This window comes from Saccharothrix hoggarensis (genome assembly GCF_052936025.1).
In genome coordinates, this window is sequence record NZ_CP193624.1 from 2,318,939 (window position 1) to 2,333,751 (window position 14,813).

Annotated in this window: 10 protein-coding genes; 5 read left to right on the forward strand and 5 right to left on the reverse strand. The window is 72.5% G+C overall.

What is annotated here, in order from left to right:
• Positions 1 to 204 precede the first annotated feature (204 nt).
• From ACRAKH_RS11230 to ACRAKH_RS11245, 4 genes are read left to right on the forward strand one after another with little or no spacing between them, the layout of a single operon-like run.
• Positions 205 to 5,046, forward strand: coding sequence for a DUF4082 domain-containing protein (locus ACRAKH_RS11230; protein WP_380721045.1), 4,842 nt, complete (start codon positions 205 to 207; stop codon positions 5,044 to 5,046).
• A complete protein-coding gene (locus tag ACRAKH_RS11235) occupies positions 5,043 to 5,693 on the forward strand; it encodes a NeuD/PglB/VioB family sugar acetyltransferase (RefSeq protein WP_447009793.1) in 651 nt (216 codons plus the stop codon). Before ACRAKH_RS11230 ends, ACRAKH_RS11235 begins: the two co-directional genes overlap by 4 nt.
• A complete protein-coding gene (locus tag ACRAKH_RS11240; protein ID WP_380721142.1) occupies positions 5,693 to 6,784 on the forward strand; it encodes a DegT/DnrJ/EryC1/StrS family aminotransferase in 1,092 nt (363 codons plus the stop codon). Before ACRAKH_RS11235 ends, ACRAKH_RS11240 begins: the two co-directional genes overlap by 1 nt.
• Positions 6,781 to 7,347, forward strand: a complete 567-nt coding sequence (locus ACRAKH_RS11245; protein WP_380721039.1) for an acyltransferase — start codon at positions 6,781 to 6,783, stop codon at positions 7,345 to 7,347. The genes ACRAKH_RS11240 and ACRAKH_RS11245 overlap by 4 nt, the downstream gene beginning before the upstream one ends.
• Positions 7,348 to 7,439: 92 nt before the next feature.
• Here ACRAKH_RS11245 and ACRAKH_RS11250 read toward each other — a convergent pair whose 3' ends face one another.
• Positions 7,440 to 8,849: an O-antigen ligase family protein gene (locus ACRAKH_RS11250; RefSeq protein WP_380721036.1), complete on the reverse strand. Its 1,410-nt coding sequence runs from the start codon at positions 8,847 to 8,849 to the stop codon at positions 7,440 to 7,442.
• Positions 8,850 to 9,905, reverse strand: a complete 1,056-nt coding sequence (locus tag ACRAKH_RS11255) for a hypothetical protein (RefSeq protein WP_447009794.1) — start codon at positions 9,903 to 9,905, stop codon at positions 8,850 to 8,852.
• Between the two features lie 125 nt (positions 9,906 to 10,030).
• Here ACRAKH_RS11255 and ACRAKH_RS11260 point away from each other — a divergent pair, with 125 nt between their 5' ends.
• Positions 10,031 to 10,972, forward strand: coding sequence for a TolB family protein (locus ACRAKH_RS11260; protein ID WP_380724465.1), 942 nt, complete (start codon positions 10,031 to 10,033; stop codon positions 10,970 to 10,972).
• 109 nt (positions 10,973 to 11,081) lie between these two features.
• Here ACRAKH_RS11260 and ACRAKH_RS11265 read toward each other — a convergent pair whose 3' ends face one another.
• Genes ACRAKH_RS11265 through ACRAKH_RS11275 form a run of 3 tightly spaced genes read right to left on the reverse strand, consistent with a single transcriptional unit; the run spans position 11,082 to position 14,772 of the window.
• The gene (locus ACRAKH_RS11265) at positions 11,082 to 12,299 is read right to left on the reverse strand and encodes a rhamnosyltransferase WsaF family glycosyltransferase (protein WP_380724466.1); all 1,218 of its coding nucleotides are present in this window, start codon (positions 12,297 to 12,299) and stop codon (positions 11,082 to 11,084) included.
• A complete protein-coding gene (locus ACRAKH_RS11270) occupies positions 12,296 to 13,738 on the reverse strand; it encodes a lipopolysaccharide biosynthesis protein (RefSeq protein WP_380724467.1) in 1,443 nt (480 codons plus the stop codon). The genes ACRAKH_RS11265 and ACRAKH_RS11270 overlap by 4 nt, the downstream gene beginning before the upstream one ends.
• Positions 13,723 to 14,772: a glycosyltransferase family 2 protein gene (locus ACRAKH_RS11275; protein WP_380724468.1), complete on the reverse strand. Its 1,050-nt coding sequence runs from the start codon at positions 14,770 to 14,772 to the stop codon at positions 13,723 to 13,725. Before ACRAKH_RS11275 ends, ACRAKH_RS11270 begins: the two co-directional genes overlap by 16 nt.
• Between the last annotated feature and the right edge of the window lie 41 nt (positions 14,773 to 14,813).

A 14,813-nucleotide genomic window follows, 5' to 3' on the forward strand; every position in this document is an offset into this window, starting at 1 on the left:
CCCGCGACCCGGCCACGCGCCCGTCCCGACACGCACCGTGGTCGGGACGGGCGCGTTGGGCGATCACCGGACCCCGCGTTCCCCTTGGTGTAACGCGGAGTGCGGCGCGCACGACGATCGGAGCAACGGCGTTCCGCCAGTCGACGCGGTACACACCTGATCACCCGCGGTGACAACAGCTCGTGCCCGAAAGGTGAACCACCCATGACCGCCGACCGGAAGCGGGCCAGACCCGTTCTCGCGGTACCCCTGCTGCGCCTGCTGGTCGTGACCGCCCTCGTCGCGTCCACACTCGCGGTCGTCGGCCTGGTCCGCGCCCCGGAGGCGTCCGCCGCACCGTGCGACGCGCCGGTGGTCAACAAGGTGGCGTGCGAGAACACCAAGCCCGGCACGCCGAACTGGCAGGTGTCCTACCGGGACGACGCCATCCTCGGGTACACGACGGACATCAGCGCCACCCCCGGCGGCCGCGTCGACTTCAAGATGCACACCAGCGCGTCGTCCTACTACATCGACATCTACCGCCTCGGCTACTACGGCGGCGTCGGCGCCCGCTTCCAGGAGCGGATCAGCCGCGCCACCCCGCAGAACCAGCCGCCGTGCCTGCGCGGCACGGACGGCAGCGCGTTGATCGACTGCGGCAACTGGGCCGTGTCGCTCAGCTGGAACGTCCCCGCCACCGCCGTCTCCGGCCTCTACTACGCCCGCACCCACCGCAACGACACCGGCGCCGAGAACGAGATCGTGTTCGTCGTCCGCGACGACACCAGCACCTCCAAGATCCTGTTCCAGACGTCCGACTCGACGTGGGTGGCGTACAACCGGTACGGCGGCAACAGCCTGTACTTCGGCGACGGCCCCGGCCAGGGCGGCCAGGCCTACAAGGTCAGCTACAACCGCCCGTACACCGGCGGCGACGGCGACGACAACTTCATCTTCAACGCCGAGTACCCGATGCTCCGGTTCCTGGAGGCCAACGGGTACGACGTCAGCTACACCACCGACGCCGACTCCGCCCGCCGCGGCCACCTCATCAAGAACCACAAGGTGTTCATGGCCGTCGGCCACGACGAGTACTGGTCCAACGAGCAGCGCGCCAACGTCGAGGCCGCCCGGGACGCGGGCGTGCACCTCGCGTTCCTCACCGGCAACGAGATCTTCTGGAAGCACCGCTGGGAGAAGAGCATCGACGCCTCCCGGACCGACTGGCGCACGATCGCCTGCTACAAGGAGACCAAGGGCACCCAGAACGACGGCCTGAGCGACTGGACCGGCACCTGGCGCGACCCGCGCTACCCCGACCAGGACGGCGGCCGTCCCGAGAACGCGTTGCTGGGCAACATCTTCACCGTCAACGGCCGCCGCGAGGACTCCCTCCAGGTGCCCGCCGCGTACGGCAAGATGCGGCTGTGGCGGCACACGTCCCTGCAGAGCCTCGCCCCCGGCACGACGTACACCTTCCAGCCCGGCACCCTCGGCTACGAGTGGAACTCGGTGGAGGACAACGGCTTCCAGCCGCCCGGCGTCGCCCAGCTGTCCCGCACCACCGTCACCATGCCCGACGGCCCGTACGTGCTCCAGAACCACGGCGACCTCTACACCCCCGACACCAAGACCCACGCCATCACCTACTACCGGCACCCCAGCGGGTCCCTGGTGTTCGGCGCGGGCACCGTCCAGTGGGCGTGGGGCGTCGACGACGAACACGCGTTCCTCACCAACACGCCCACCTCCGACATCCGGATGAAGCAGGCCACCGTCAACTTCCTCGCCGACATGGGCGTCCAGGCGACGACGTTGCGGCCCGGCCTGGTGCAGGCCACCGCCAGCACCGACACCCAACCGCCGACGGCCGCGTTCACCTCCGTGCCCGCGCTGTCCACGGTGGGCGTCCCCTACACGTTCTCCGGCACCGTCGCCGACGTCGGCGGCCAGGTCGGCGGCGTCGAGGTGTCCACCGACGGCGGCGCCCGCTGGCACCCCGCCGCGTGGCAGGCCGGCCAGACCGCGTGGAGCTACACCTACACCCCGAGCAAGTCCGGCCCCGCGAGCCTGCGCGTGCGCGCCGTCGACGACTCGGCCAACCTGTCCACCCCCGTCGTCGCCACCCCCGGCGTCAACCCCCGCACCTGCCCGTGCGGCCTGTGGACCGACGCCGACACCCCCGACGTCCCCGACAGCGGCGACGCGTCACCGCTGGAGCTCGGCGTGAAGTGGCGCGCCAACGGCGACGGCTACGTGCGCGGCGTCAGGTTCTACAAGGGACCGGGCAACACCGGCACCCACACCGGCACCCTCTGGGACACCGCCGGGAACCCTCTCGCCACCGGCACCTTCACCAACGAGTCCGCCACCGGCTGGCAGACCCTGACGTTCGCCCAGCCCGTCGCCGTGACCGCCGGCGTCACCTACGTCGCCTCCTACTTCGCGCCCCGCGGCCACTACTCCTACGACCTGGAGTACTTCCACCGCGAACCCCGCTACCTCGAACCCCTCACCGGCCTCAAGAACGGCGCGGACGGCGTCAACGGCCTGTTCCGGTTCGGCTCCACCGGCTTCCCGACCCAGTCCCACTGGGGCAGCAACTACTGGGTCGACGTCGTGTGGGCGCCGGACCCCGGCCCCGACCAGCGCGCCCCGCTGCTCGTCTCCACCACGCCGGTCGACGGCGAGGGCACCGTCGCGCTCACCCCCGTCGTCTCCGCGACCCACGACGAGGCCATCGCGCCCGGCTCCGCCCAGTTCACCCTCACCGGCCCCCACGGCGCCGTGTCCGGCACCTCGACCTTCTCCCACGAGAACAAGACCGTCACCTTCACCCCCGGCCAGGCCCTGACGCCCAACACCGCCTACACCGCGGCACTGCGCGCCTCCGACGCCGCCGGCAACCAGACAACCCAGTCGACGTGGACGTTCACCACCGGCGCCCCCCGACCCGCGACCTGCCCGTGCACCGTCTGGGACGACTTCGCCCGACCCGCCGTGCACGCCGCCGACGACACCACACCCATCGAAGTCGGCACCAAGGTCCGCTTCAACGGCAAGGGCGAGGTGCTCGGCGTCCGCTTCTTCAAGGGCGCCGGCAACACCGGCACCCACACCGGCTCCCTCTGGTCCGCCACCGGCCTGCTCCTCGCCACCGGCACCTTCACCAACGAGACCGCGAGCGGCTGGCAGAAGCTCACCTTCGCCTCACCGGTCGTCGTGCAGGCGAACACCACCTACGTCGTGTCCTACCACGCACCCAACGGCCGCTACGCCGTCACCGGCGGCTACTTCTCCGGCAACGGCGCCGAGCACGCGGGCATCCGCGCGCTCGCCGACGGCGTCGACGGCCCCAACGGCGTCTACCGCTACGGCAACGGCGGCGTCGCCCCCGCCTCCACCTACAACGCCACCAACTACTGGGTCGACGTCATCTACCGCAACGGCCTCAACGGCGACAGCACCCCGCCCACCCCCACCCACCGCACACCCGCCGCCGACGCCGCGAACGTCACCGCCACCACCCCCCTGACGGTCACGTTCAGCGAACCCGTCGACCCCGCCAGCGCCCAGATCCGGCTGACCGACCCGCGCGGCGCCCAGCTCACCGGCACCACGTCCCTGTCCGGCGACCAGCGCACCGTCACCTGGACACCCACCGGCAAGCTCATGCCGAACACCCGCTACACCGCGAGCGCCCTGATCGCCGACGTCAACGGCAACCCCATGCCCACCCCCGCCACCTGGTCGTTCACCACCGACGCCGCCGTCATCTGCCCCTGCACCCTGTTCAGCACGGCCACCGTGCCCACGGTCCAGTCCGCCGACGACACCGGCGCCTACGAACTCGGCGTCCGCTTCACCCCCACCGCCGGCGGCCGGATCACCGGCGTCAAGTTCTACAAGGGACCCGGCAACACCGGCACCCACACCGGCACCCTCTGGTCACCCGGCGGGCAGCGACTCGCCACCGGCACGTTCACCGGCGAGACCGCGAGCGGCTGGCAGACCCTCACCTTCGCCGACCCCGTCTTCGTGTCCGCCGGCGTCACCTACACCGCCTCCTACACCACGACCACCGGCCGGTACTCCGTCGACAGCGGCTACTTCAGCGGCCACTCCGTCACGAGCGGCCCCCTCGCCGCCCCCGCGGCCGGCGACGGCGGCAACGGCGTCTACCGCCCCGGCGCCGGCTACCCGACCAACTCCTACGCCGGCGGCAACTACTGGGTCGACGTCGTCTACCTGCCCAACGACGACAACACCCCACCCGTCGTCAACGGCCGCACCCCCCTCGACGGCGCGAGCGACGTGTCCCGCACCTCGCCCCTCACCGCGTCGTTCGACGAACCGGTCGACCTCACCACCGCCCAGTTCACCGTCGCCGACGCCGGCGGCGCGAAGATCGCCGGCACCCTGTCCCTCTCCGCCAACCAGCAGCAGGTGACGTGGACCCCGGCCGCACCCCTCGCCGGCGGCACGACCCACACCGCGAGCCTGCGCATCGCCGACGTCTACGGCAACACCATGACCGCGCCCACCACCTGGTCGTTCACCACCACCACGACCGGCGACTGCCCGTGCTCGCTGTTCAGCACGGCCACCGTGCCCACGGTCCAGTCCGCCGACGACACCGGCTCCTACGAACTCGGCGTCCGGTTCGTGCCCTCGGTCAACGGCGCCGTCACCGGCGTGAAGTTCCACAAGGGCGTCGGCAACACCGGCACCCACACCGGCACCCTCTGGGACGCGGCCGGCAACCCCCTCGCCACCGGCACGTTCACCAACGAGACCGCGAGCGGCTGGCAGACCCTCACCTTCACCACACCGGTGAACGTCACCGCCGGCACCACCTACGTCGCGTCCTACACCGCGCCGAACGGCCACTACTCCGTCGACACCGGGTACTTCAGCGGCAACGCCGTCACCAGCCCGCCGCTCAGCGCGCCCGCCACCGCCGACGGCGCCGGCAACGGCGTGTTCCGCGCCGGACCCGGCTTCCCCGAGTCGTCCTACGCGGGCAGCAACTACTGGGTCGACGTCGTGTTCACCACCGGATGAGCCCCCGCCCGCTGCTCCTCGTCGGAGGAGGCGGACTGGCCCGCGAAGTCCTCGCGGCCGTCCGCCTCACCCCCGACCGCTGGCTCCCGCTCGGCGCCCTCGACGACGACCCGGCACGCCACGGCGCCGACCTCGACGGCCTGCCCGTCCTCGGCGGCACGGACCTCGTCCACACGTCCGACGCCGCCGTGGTCGCCTGCGTCGCCAACGCCCACCGCCCCCGCGGCCGGCTGGGCGTCGTCGCCCGCCTCGGCCTGCCCGACCACCGGTGGGCGACCGTCGTGCACCCGGCGGCGTCCGTCGCCGCCGGCACGACGCTCGGACCCGGAACCGTCCTGCTCGCCGGGGCGGTGGTGACCGCGCCGGTGCGGATCGGCGCGCACGTCGTCGCCATGCCGCACACCCTGATCACCCACGACTGCGAGGTCCACGACGGCGTCACGTTCGCCGGCCGCGCGTCACTGGGCGGATCGGTGCGGGTCGGCGCGGGCGCGTACCTCGGACAGGCGAGCGCCGTCCGCGAGGGCGCGTCGATCGGCGCGGGAGCGGTGGTGGGCATGGGCTCCGTCGTGCTCACCGACGTCCCCGCGGGGGAGGTCTGGGTGGGGAACCCCGCCCGACGACTGCGAGAGGGGAACGGTTCGTGATCGACATCCCGCTGGTGGACCTGCGCGCCCAGCACGACCAGGTCGCCGACGAGGTCGCCGAAGGCTGGGCGGAGGTCCTCAAGACCACCGCGTTCATCGGCGGACGCCAGGTCGCCGAGTTCGAGGCCGCGTTCGCCGCCTACCAGGACGTGCCGCACTGCGTCACCGTCGGCAACGGCACCGACGCCATCGAACTCGCCCTCCGCGCCCTCGGCGTCGGACCGGGCGACGAGTGCGTGCTGCCCGCCAACACCTTCATCGCCACCGCCGAGGCCGTGGCTCGCACCGGCGCCACCCCGGTCCTCGTGGACTGCGTCGCCGACACCGGCCTGATCGACGTGTCCGAGGTCGCCGCCGCCCTCACCCCCCGCACCAGGGCGATCCTGCCCGTCCACCTCTACGGCCAGGCCGCGCCCGTCGAGGACCTGCGCGCGTTCGGCCTGCCGATCGTCGAGGACGCCGCCCAGGCCCAGGGCGCGCGACGTCACGGCGTGCCCGTCGGCGGCCTCGGCGACATCGCCGCCACCAGCTTCTACCCCGGCAAGAACCTCGGCGCGTACGGCGACGGCGGCGCCGTCCTCACCACCTCGCCCGACCTGGCCGCGTCCGTGCGCCTCCTGCGCGAGCACGGCTCGCCGCGCAAGTACGAGCACCCCGTCCTCGGCTTCAACAGCCGCCTCGACACCCTCCAGGCCGTCGTCCTGTCGGCCAAGCTCCGGCGGCTGGAGGCGTGGAACGAGGCCCGCCGCGCCGCGGCGTCCCGCTACCAGGCCCTGCTCGCCGACGTCCCGTCCGTGACCCTGCCGGTGGTCCTGGACGGCAACGTCCCCGTGTGGCACCTGTACGTGATTCGAGTCCCCCACCGCGACCGCGTGCTGTCGTCGTTGCACGAGGCGGGGATCGGGGCCGGCATCCACTACCCGACGCCCGTGCACCTGACCGGCGCCTTCGCCGACCTCGGGCACGCGCCCGGCGACTTCCCCGTCAGCGAGGCGGTGGCGGGGGAGATCCTGTCCCTGCCATTGTTCCCGGAGATCACGGCGGCGCAGCAGGAGCGCGTCGTGGCGGCACTCGTGGAGGCAGTGGGATGAGCGACGTCTTCGTCCACCCGAAAGGGTTGTGTGAGAGCTCCGACGTCGGGGCGGGCACGAGGGTGTGGGCGTTCGCCCACGTGCTGCCCGGGGCCAGGATCGGCCGGGACTGCAACATCTGCGACGGCGCGTTCGTGGAGAGCCGTGCGGTCCTCGGCGACCGCGTGACGGTGAAGAACGGAACGCTCGTGTTCGACGGCGTGGTGTGCGAGGACGAGGTCTTCCTCGGCCCGAACGTCCTGTTCACCAACGACCTCCGCCCCCGTGCGGCGATCCGGCGGACCGGCGAGGCGCTGTTGTCCACAATGGTGCGGCGAGGTGCGACGCTCGGCGCGGGGACCGTCGTGGTCTGCGGTGTGGAGATCGGAGAACACGCCTTCGCCGCCGCCGGCTCGGTGATCACCAAGGACGTGCCCGCGCACGCCTTCGTGGCCGGCAACCCGGCCACGCACAAGGGCTGGGTCTGCGACTGCGGCCAGCGCTTGGACGCGGGTTTGGTGTGCCGGGACTGCGACAACCGTTACGTGGAGGGCGACAAGGGCCTCTCACCAGCCGCCACCTGACCCGCCCCCACCGCCGTCCCAGCCCCTCGCCCCTCATCCACCCACAGTCGAGATGTGCGTGGTCAGTCGACGGGTGCTGAGTCGGGGGGCGCCTAGCGGTCGTCGTGATCGGCGGAAGGGCTGGGCGGGGAAGGGCTGGGCGCGGAAGGGCTGGGCGCGGAAGGGCTGGGCGCGGAAGGGCTGGGCGGGGAGGGGCTGGGCGGGGAGGGGGAGTGGCGTTCCGCGACGGCGATGCGGAGGGCGGCGCCTGAGAGGCCGATCATGGTGAACACCAGGCCGGTGGCGACGCCGAAGCTGAGCAGGTCGAACGTGGCCGACGCGATGCCGCCCAGCAGCACCGCGGCGAGCAGGCAGCCGGCGAGGCCGCGCAGGTTCTCGTCCCGGCTCACCAGCCGCGCCCGAACGGTGGCGTAGGCGGCTGCCAGGAACATCCCCACGAGCGCGAAGAGGCCCAGGTAGCCGTTCTCGATCAACGTCAGCAGGAACTGGTTGTCGAGGATCGTGTACTTGGTCGGCAGGAACGTCCCGAACCCCCGTCCCAGCAACGGGTTCAGGTCGATCTGCGCCGCGGCCGCCTCGTAGTCGGCCGTGCGGGCCTTGACGCTGGGATCGTCCTCGATGTTCGAGAACATGCCGCGCAGCGTGCCGAACAGGCCCGGCACGACGAGGCTCGCCCCGAGGAAGAACCCGCCGCCGAGCAGCGTCACGGTCAGCTTCCGCGGCCGAGGCAGCGTCGCCACCAGCACGATCCCCGACACCGCCAGCCCGAGGATCGCGGTGCGGGAGAGGGAGGTCAGGGCGCCCAGGCCCACCATCGCCACGCACAGCCACCAGCGCAACGCGGGCGTTCCCTCGTCACGGGCGCGGAACACGTAGTGCGCGCCCAACGGCACCGCGATCGCGCACACCAAGCCGTACTCGATCGGGTGGTTCGTGGTCCCGGTCGGGCGGCGGAAGATCGACCGCGACTCCATCGCCGAGTACGCGTTCTCCTGCGTCCGCAGCCCCGGCAGGTTGACGTACGCCGCCAGGTCGACGCCGAGCCCGAACTGCACCAGCCCGATGAACGCGATCACCGCCGAGCACGCCAGCACCAGCTTCAGCACCCGGTCCAGCCGCTCCCGCGTCCGGATCGCGTCGCACGCGAAGATCGCCACGCTGATGGTCGCCACGATCCGCACCATGCTGCTGTCGGCGACGGTCAGCTCATCGGTCGGCAACCACCGCCGCGTCGCCACCGCGTACGTCGCCAGGTGCATCGCCAGGTACACCCCCACGGCGGTCCGCAGCGCGTTGCGCCCCTTGCCCATGCCGAGCGTGTCCACCATCTGCGCGGACATCCACAGCACACCCAGCAGCAACGCCACCACCAGCGCGGGCGGCAGGGTCATCGGGACGAACGACAGCACCAGCCGCGCCGGGATCACCAGCAGCGCGATCAGGTAGGCACAGACGAGCGTGGCGCCGTCCGCGCGTTGCCGCACGCGGGTGGTGGCGCCCATCTACGGGGCGTCTTCGCGCGTCGGCCACGTCGGGCCGCCCGGTTTCGCCACGGGACGGTCCGGGACGGCCGACCCGGACGGACCGGCCGACCCGTCCGGCAGGTTCACGGCGGCGATCTTCACGGTCCGCTCGCTCGCGGTGGGCGGCAGCTGCACCTTCACCGTCTGCTCGCTCGCGGTCGGCTGCCGGCGCACCGGGGGAGCGGGGCGCGGCCCGGTCGCACCGGCGGCCGAGGCGCCACCGGGCGCGCTGAGCGGTTGGCCCTCGGGACGGCGCGGGCGGCCGTTGAGGGGACGGGGCGGGGCCGGCGGCTGCGCCTCGGCCACCTCAGCGGGAGGCGCGGCAGCGGGCACGGCGGCGGCGGGAGAGTTCTCCGCGGAAGGGGCGGCCTCGTCGGGCGAAGGAGCCCCGCGCCCACGCCGACGACGCAGGTGGGCGATCACGCTGTCCGACGCGAACGTCGCCGCCAACGTGACCAGCATCATCAGCACGAACGCCGCGCCCGCGTACCGGACCTTGCCGCCGATCTGCGCCTCGGCCGTCGTCGGGCTGACGATCACCTGCGACGTGATGAACGTCGACTCCGGCGCGTTGAGCTTGCGCTGCTGCCCCTCCAGCTCGGCGCGCGCGAAGTCCAGCACCGTGGTCACGAGCCGCTCGGCCTCGTCCGGTGACTCGCTGTCGGTCACCACGAACATGAACGGCCCGTTCTGGCCGCCGCCGGACGCGGTGAAGTTGGACGTCGAGTCCTTGGTGATGCCGAGCTTCTCGCGGGTCTTCGGGTCGGCCAGGATCTGCGCGATGATCTGCGACGTGGTCGACAGGCTGCTGTCGAACGCGAGCAGCGGGTTGACCCGGATCGCCTCCTCGGGGGAGACGTTCTCGGAGAACGTGCCACCGGCCGACGGCGAGGTGAGCACCATCACGCCGGTCGACTCGTAGCGGGTGGGGATGGAGAAGAAGATCCCCGCGGCCAGTCCGACGGCGAGGAGCGCGGACGGCAGGGCGACGTACCACCGCCTCCGCACGACGCGCAGCGCGCCCCAGAAATCCATCGCTCCCCGATCCGCGTTTACCCTGCGTAGAGGCCCGCAAGGTCTTGTTACCCTGAAATCGGCCGACTCGCGCCTTGTCGTTACAGGTGGTGATGGAATTGGGCTCGCGGCGCACCGCCCTCGCCGTGACCGCCATCGTACTGGTCGTCGTGGCAGGCGCGGTCTACGTGACGGCGGCCGTCCTCGACGGCCGCCCGGTGGCCCCCGCGCCGGCCGCGGCGGCGTCCGCCGAGGGCGACCTGATGTACGTGGAGCTGGCCGACGGCAGGTCGCGGGTCGAGCGGCTGGACCTGGCCGACCCGGCCGTCCGCACCGCCACGGACCAGTCCTGCCAGCGGTTCTACCGGGCCGGTGGCACCGCGGTGTGCCTCGAACTGGAGGGGCCGGGGCCGACGTACGCGGCGGAGGTGTCGCGTGACGGCGCCGTGGTCCGGTCCGTGCCGCTGCCCGGGATTCCCAGCCGTGCCAAGGTGTCCGCGTCCGGGCGGATCGTGTCGTGGACGTCGTTCGTCACCGGCGACTCGTACGCCGTTCCGGGTGGTTTTTCGACCCGCACGGGTTACCTCGACGTGACGACCGGGGAGGTCGTGGAGTCGCTGGAGGGCTTCGTCGCCGACGTCGAGGGCAAGCGGTGGGAGGCGCAGGACGTCAACTACTGGGGCCTGACGGTGGGCGCCGACGACCGCACGTTCTACGCGACCCTCGCGTCGGGCGGCTACACGTGGCTGGTGAAGGGCGACCTGGTGGACCGCCGCGTCGAGTCGCTGCGCCGCGACGCCGAGTGCCCGTCGCTGTCCCCGGACGGCACGAAGATCGCCTACAAGAAGCGCATCGGCCGCCTGGGCCCGTGGGACCTGGCCGTGCTCGACCTCGCGACCGGCGTGGAGCGCAGGCTGCCCGGCACGGCCGGCGTGGACGACCAGGCCACCTGGCTGGACGACGAGCGGATCGCGTTCGCCGCCGTGCCCCGGGACGCTCAACGGGCCGCCGTGCACCTGGTGGACGCCGACGGCGCCACCCCCGCGACGCTCCTGGTGCCGGACGCCACCTCCCCGTCCCCGGCCTGACCGCACGAGCCCGCCGACCACGCACCCGCCGGCCGCACTCCGGTCAGCCGCAAGCCCGCCGACCACACGTCGGACCGGCTCGCGCCGGGCAACGACACCCCCGACAGCCTCACGCCCCCAGCTCCCGCCGGAGCACCTCCTCCAGCTCGTGCCCCGCCGCGTCCCACGAACGCCCGGTCACCGAAGCGGACGCCGCCGCCGCGAGCGCGTCGAAGTCCGGCGCGGTGACCACTTCGGACAGTGCCCGCGCCAGGTCGTGCGGGGTGGCGGGCGCGTAGCGGACGTGGTCGTTGTCGAGCACCACGCGGTTGTGGTGGGCGTCGTTGACGACCGGCAGGCACCCGGCGGCCAGCATCTCGTGCGGCACGAGGGACACGTTCGTCATCGACAGCGTGAGGCCCGCGTAGCACCGGTTGTAGATGTCGTTCAGCTGGTCGGGTGTCACCAGGCCGTGGTCAACGTGCCGCGGGCCGAGCCTGCCGATCTTCTCGCCGTACGTGTGGATCGCGACGTCCGGGTGCCGTTCGGCGAACAGCTCCAGCGCCAGGAGCCCGATTTCGATCGCCCTGCGCGGAGCCAGCCGCCGGGCGTAGAACACCACGCCGTCCCGCCGCACGCCCGGCGTCAGCCGGTACCGGTCGGTGTCGCAGCCGAAGTCGAAGGAGTCCGCCGGCATGTCCACCGACGTGCGCAGCTTCTCCGCCAGGTAGCGGCCGGCGGTGAAGCCGTGGAACCCCATCCGGTACGTGTTCTCCGCCAGCGCCGACAGGCCGCCCACGGGGAAGAACCACGGCTCGTAGTCCTGCACCAGGTAGAACCGCCTGCCGGCGCACGGGTCGTTGAACACCGGGTAGGCGGTCATCCACGCGGTGGCGAAGACGGCGTGCGCGTCGGCCATCCCGTCCGACACGTCGAGCACCGGGCCGCGGAAGCCGGGGAACGCCGACCGGATCACCGGCTCGTGGTCCACCGCACGGCTGCCGTACACGTCGTAGAGGTACAGCCGGCAGGTGTGCCCCGACGACTCCAGGTGCCGGATCAGCCGGAACATCGTGGTGTGCCCGCCGGACCCCGGTGACGGCGGCGTGCTCACCCAGTTCACGACCAGCCGCCCGTCCGCCGGGACGTCGGGCACGACGACGGGCCGCCGCACGGAGATGTCGGCCGCGCGGACGTCCTCCAGGCGCACGGGGAACACCTCGGCGTCCGCGGCGAACCGCCGCGCGGCCCGGCCGAGGGCGCGCGCGCCCAACTGCCGCACGCCTTGCGCGCGCACGATGCGCGTCACCTGGTGCGCACGCCGCTGCAACCGCCGGACGACCTTCACGCGCCACCCCTCCGAAGCAGGCCCAGCACCTCGTGGCGCAGGGGGAACACCACCGCCGCGTACGCGAGGGACGCCAGCGCGCCACCCACCAGCAGCCGCCACAGCGCGTCCGCCGTCACCCACTGCACGCCCGACGCCACCGCGACCATCACCACCCCGCCGAGGACGGGCCGCGCGACCGCCGTGCCGAGCACCCGCGCCCGCAACCCGTAGGGGCGGAAGGCGACGAGGTACGCGGGCACGACCACCAGGAGCACGACGAGGCTCTGCGCGGCCGCGACGCCGCGGATGCCGTCCAGGTGCGCGCCCAGCACCAGCAGCGGCACGAGCCCGAGCAGCCACCCGAGGTGGATGACCAGGATCGCCCGCGACCGCCCGGCGCTCGCCAGGTAGTCGTACCCCAGCTCCAACGCCACCCGCAGCGCGCCCAGCAGCACCAGCAACGCCAACGCCTGCGCGGCCGGCGCCCACCGCTCGCCGTAGACGGTCCGCACGAGCGGGTCGGCCAGCGCCGCGAGCAGCACGCACGCCGGCACGGTCACCAGCGCGAGGAGCCGCAACGCCCGCGCGAACGTCCGCGCGAACAGCTCCGGATCATCTCTGACCTGCGAGAACGCGGCGAGCGACACGCTGCGCACGGGTTGCGAGAACGCCGCCACGGGCCAGTTCGCCAGGTTGAACGCCAGCAGGTAGAACCCGAGCGGCACGGTGCCCAGCACGCTGCCCACGACGATGTAGTCGACGTTCATCACGCCGAACACGAGCAGGCTGCTGCCCGCCAGCGGCAGCCCGAACGCCAGCAGCCCGCGCGCCTGCGCGGCGTCGAAACCGGGTCGGTAGCGCCGCGGGGTGTAGGCGAACATCACCACGGCGGCGACCACGTTGGTGGCGATCCGGGACCACGCGAGGCTCCACGCGCCGAACCCCAGCACGGCCAGCACCACGACGACGGCCGTGCCGACGACGAACGCGGACGTGTCCGCGACGAACTTGTGGTCCTGCCGGAACTCCCGCTGCAGCAACGCCCCCGGCACCGCCGAAGCGCCCGCGACGACCAGCGACAGCGACATCAGCTGGATCACGCCGGTCGCCTGAGGGGTGTCCATCGCCGCGGCGAACCAGGGCGCGCCGACGACGCACCCGACGGCGAGCAGGCAGCCGGACGCGATGGACAGCGTCGTCACCGTGGGCGCGAGTTCCGCGACGGGTTTCTCCGAGCGGACCAGGGCGACGCTGACGCCCATCTCGCTGACGCTCATCACGATGTTGAGCACGACCAGGGCGACGGCGAAGACGCCGAACTGCTCGGGCGCGACGAGCCGGGCCAGCAGGACGCCGACGCCCACCTGGCTCAGCCGCTGCACGAGGCTGTTGACCGCACTCCACCGGATCGCCGAGGTGACCTTCCGCTCCAGGCCGGCGGTCACTGGCCGCGCCACTTCCAGACCTGCTTGCCGACGAGGCCGGCGCCGCGCTTGGCCAGGTGGCTGCCCACGAACAACTGGGTCCGGCTGCACAGCCGGGGCCCCAGGGCCCGACGCCGCCGCAGCGCCCGGTACTCGGGCAGCCGCTCGGTGTCGGCGCACACCCGCCGCGCGAACGCCAGCAGCTCGTCCACCGGGATCTCGTCGAGCTTGTCGCGGTCGTAGGCGCGCACGGCCCGCCACAGCGCGTCCTTGGCGATCGACCGGTTGGCCAGCGACCGCAGCCGCGGCGGCAGGTCGGGGTGCTCGGCGAAGAACCGGTCGAACACGGCCTGCCGCTGCTCCAGGTCGGCGAACAGGGACGAGAACCGCGTGCGCATCATGCTCTGCTGGTGCACTCGGTAGTAGGCGGCGGGCTTGCCGCGCACGTACCCGATGTCGGACACGGCGGCGATGCGCATCCACATCTCCAGGTCGCCCGCGTGCGGCAGGTCCGGCCGGTAGCCGCCGACCCGCTGCTGGACCGACGTGCGCACCACGGCCTCCGGCGACGACAGCACGTTCTGCCCGGTGCGGCAGCGCGCCTCGATCCACTCGACGCCGGGCCACACCGTGCGGCCCGGCGGGGGAGTGAGGACGGACGGCAGGTCGTCGTGGTCGGAGTAGTAGACGACCCGGCCGTACACCATGCCGACGTTCGGGTTGGCCTCGAACACCGCGGCGGCACGGGCGAGCGCGCCCGGCGCGAGCAGGTCGTCGGCGGAGAGCAGCACCGTGTAGTCGGCTTTCGCCCACTCCAGCAGGCCCTCGTTGTAGGTCGCGATGTGGCCCTGGTTGACCTCGTGCCGCCGGCCCTCGACCCGCGGGTCGGCTGTGAGCTGCGCCACCACCTCGGGTGTCTCGTCGGTCGACGTGTCGTCGATGATCAGCACGCGCACGTCGACGCCGGGCTGGTCGAGCACGCTCTTCACGCACGCGCGCAGGTACCGGGCGTAGTTGTAGCACGGGATGACGACGTCGACCGTCGGTCGTGCCGGTGGCTCAGTCACGCCCTACTCATCGTGCCGGACCGCGGATCGTTAACGACGCG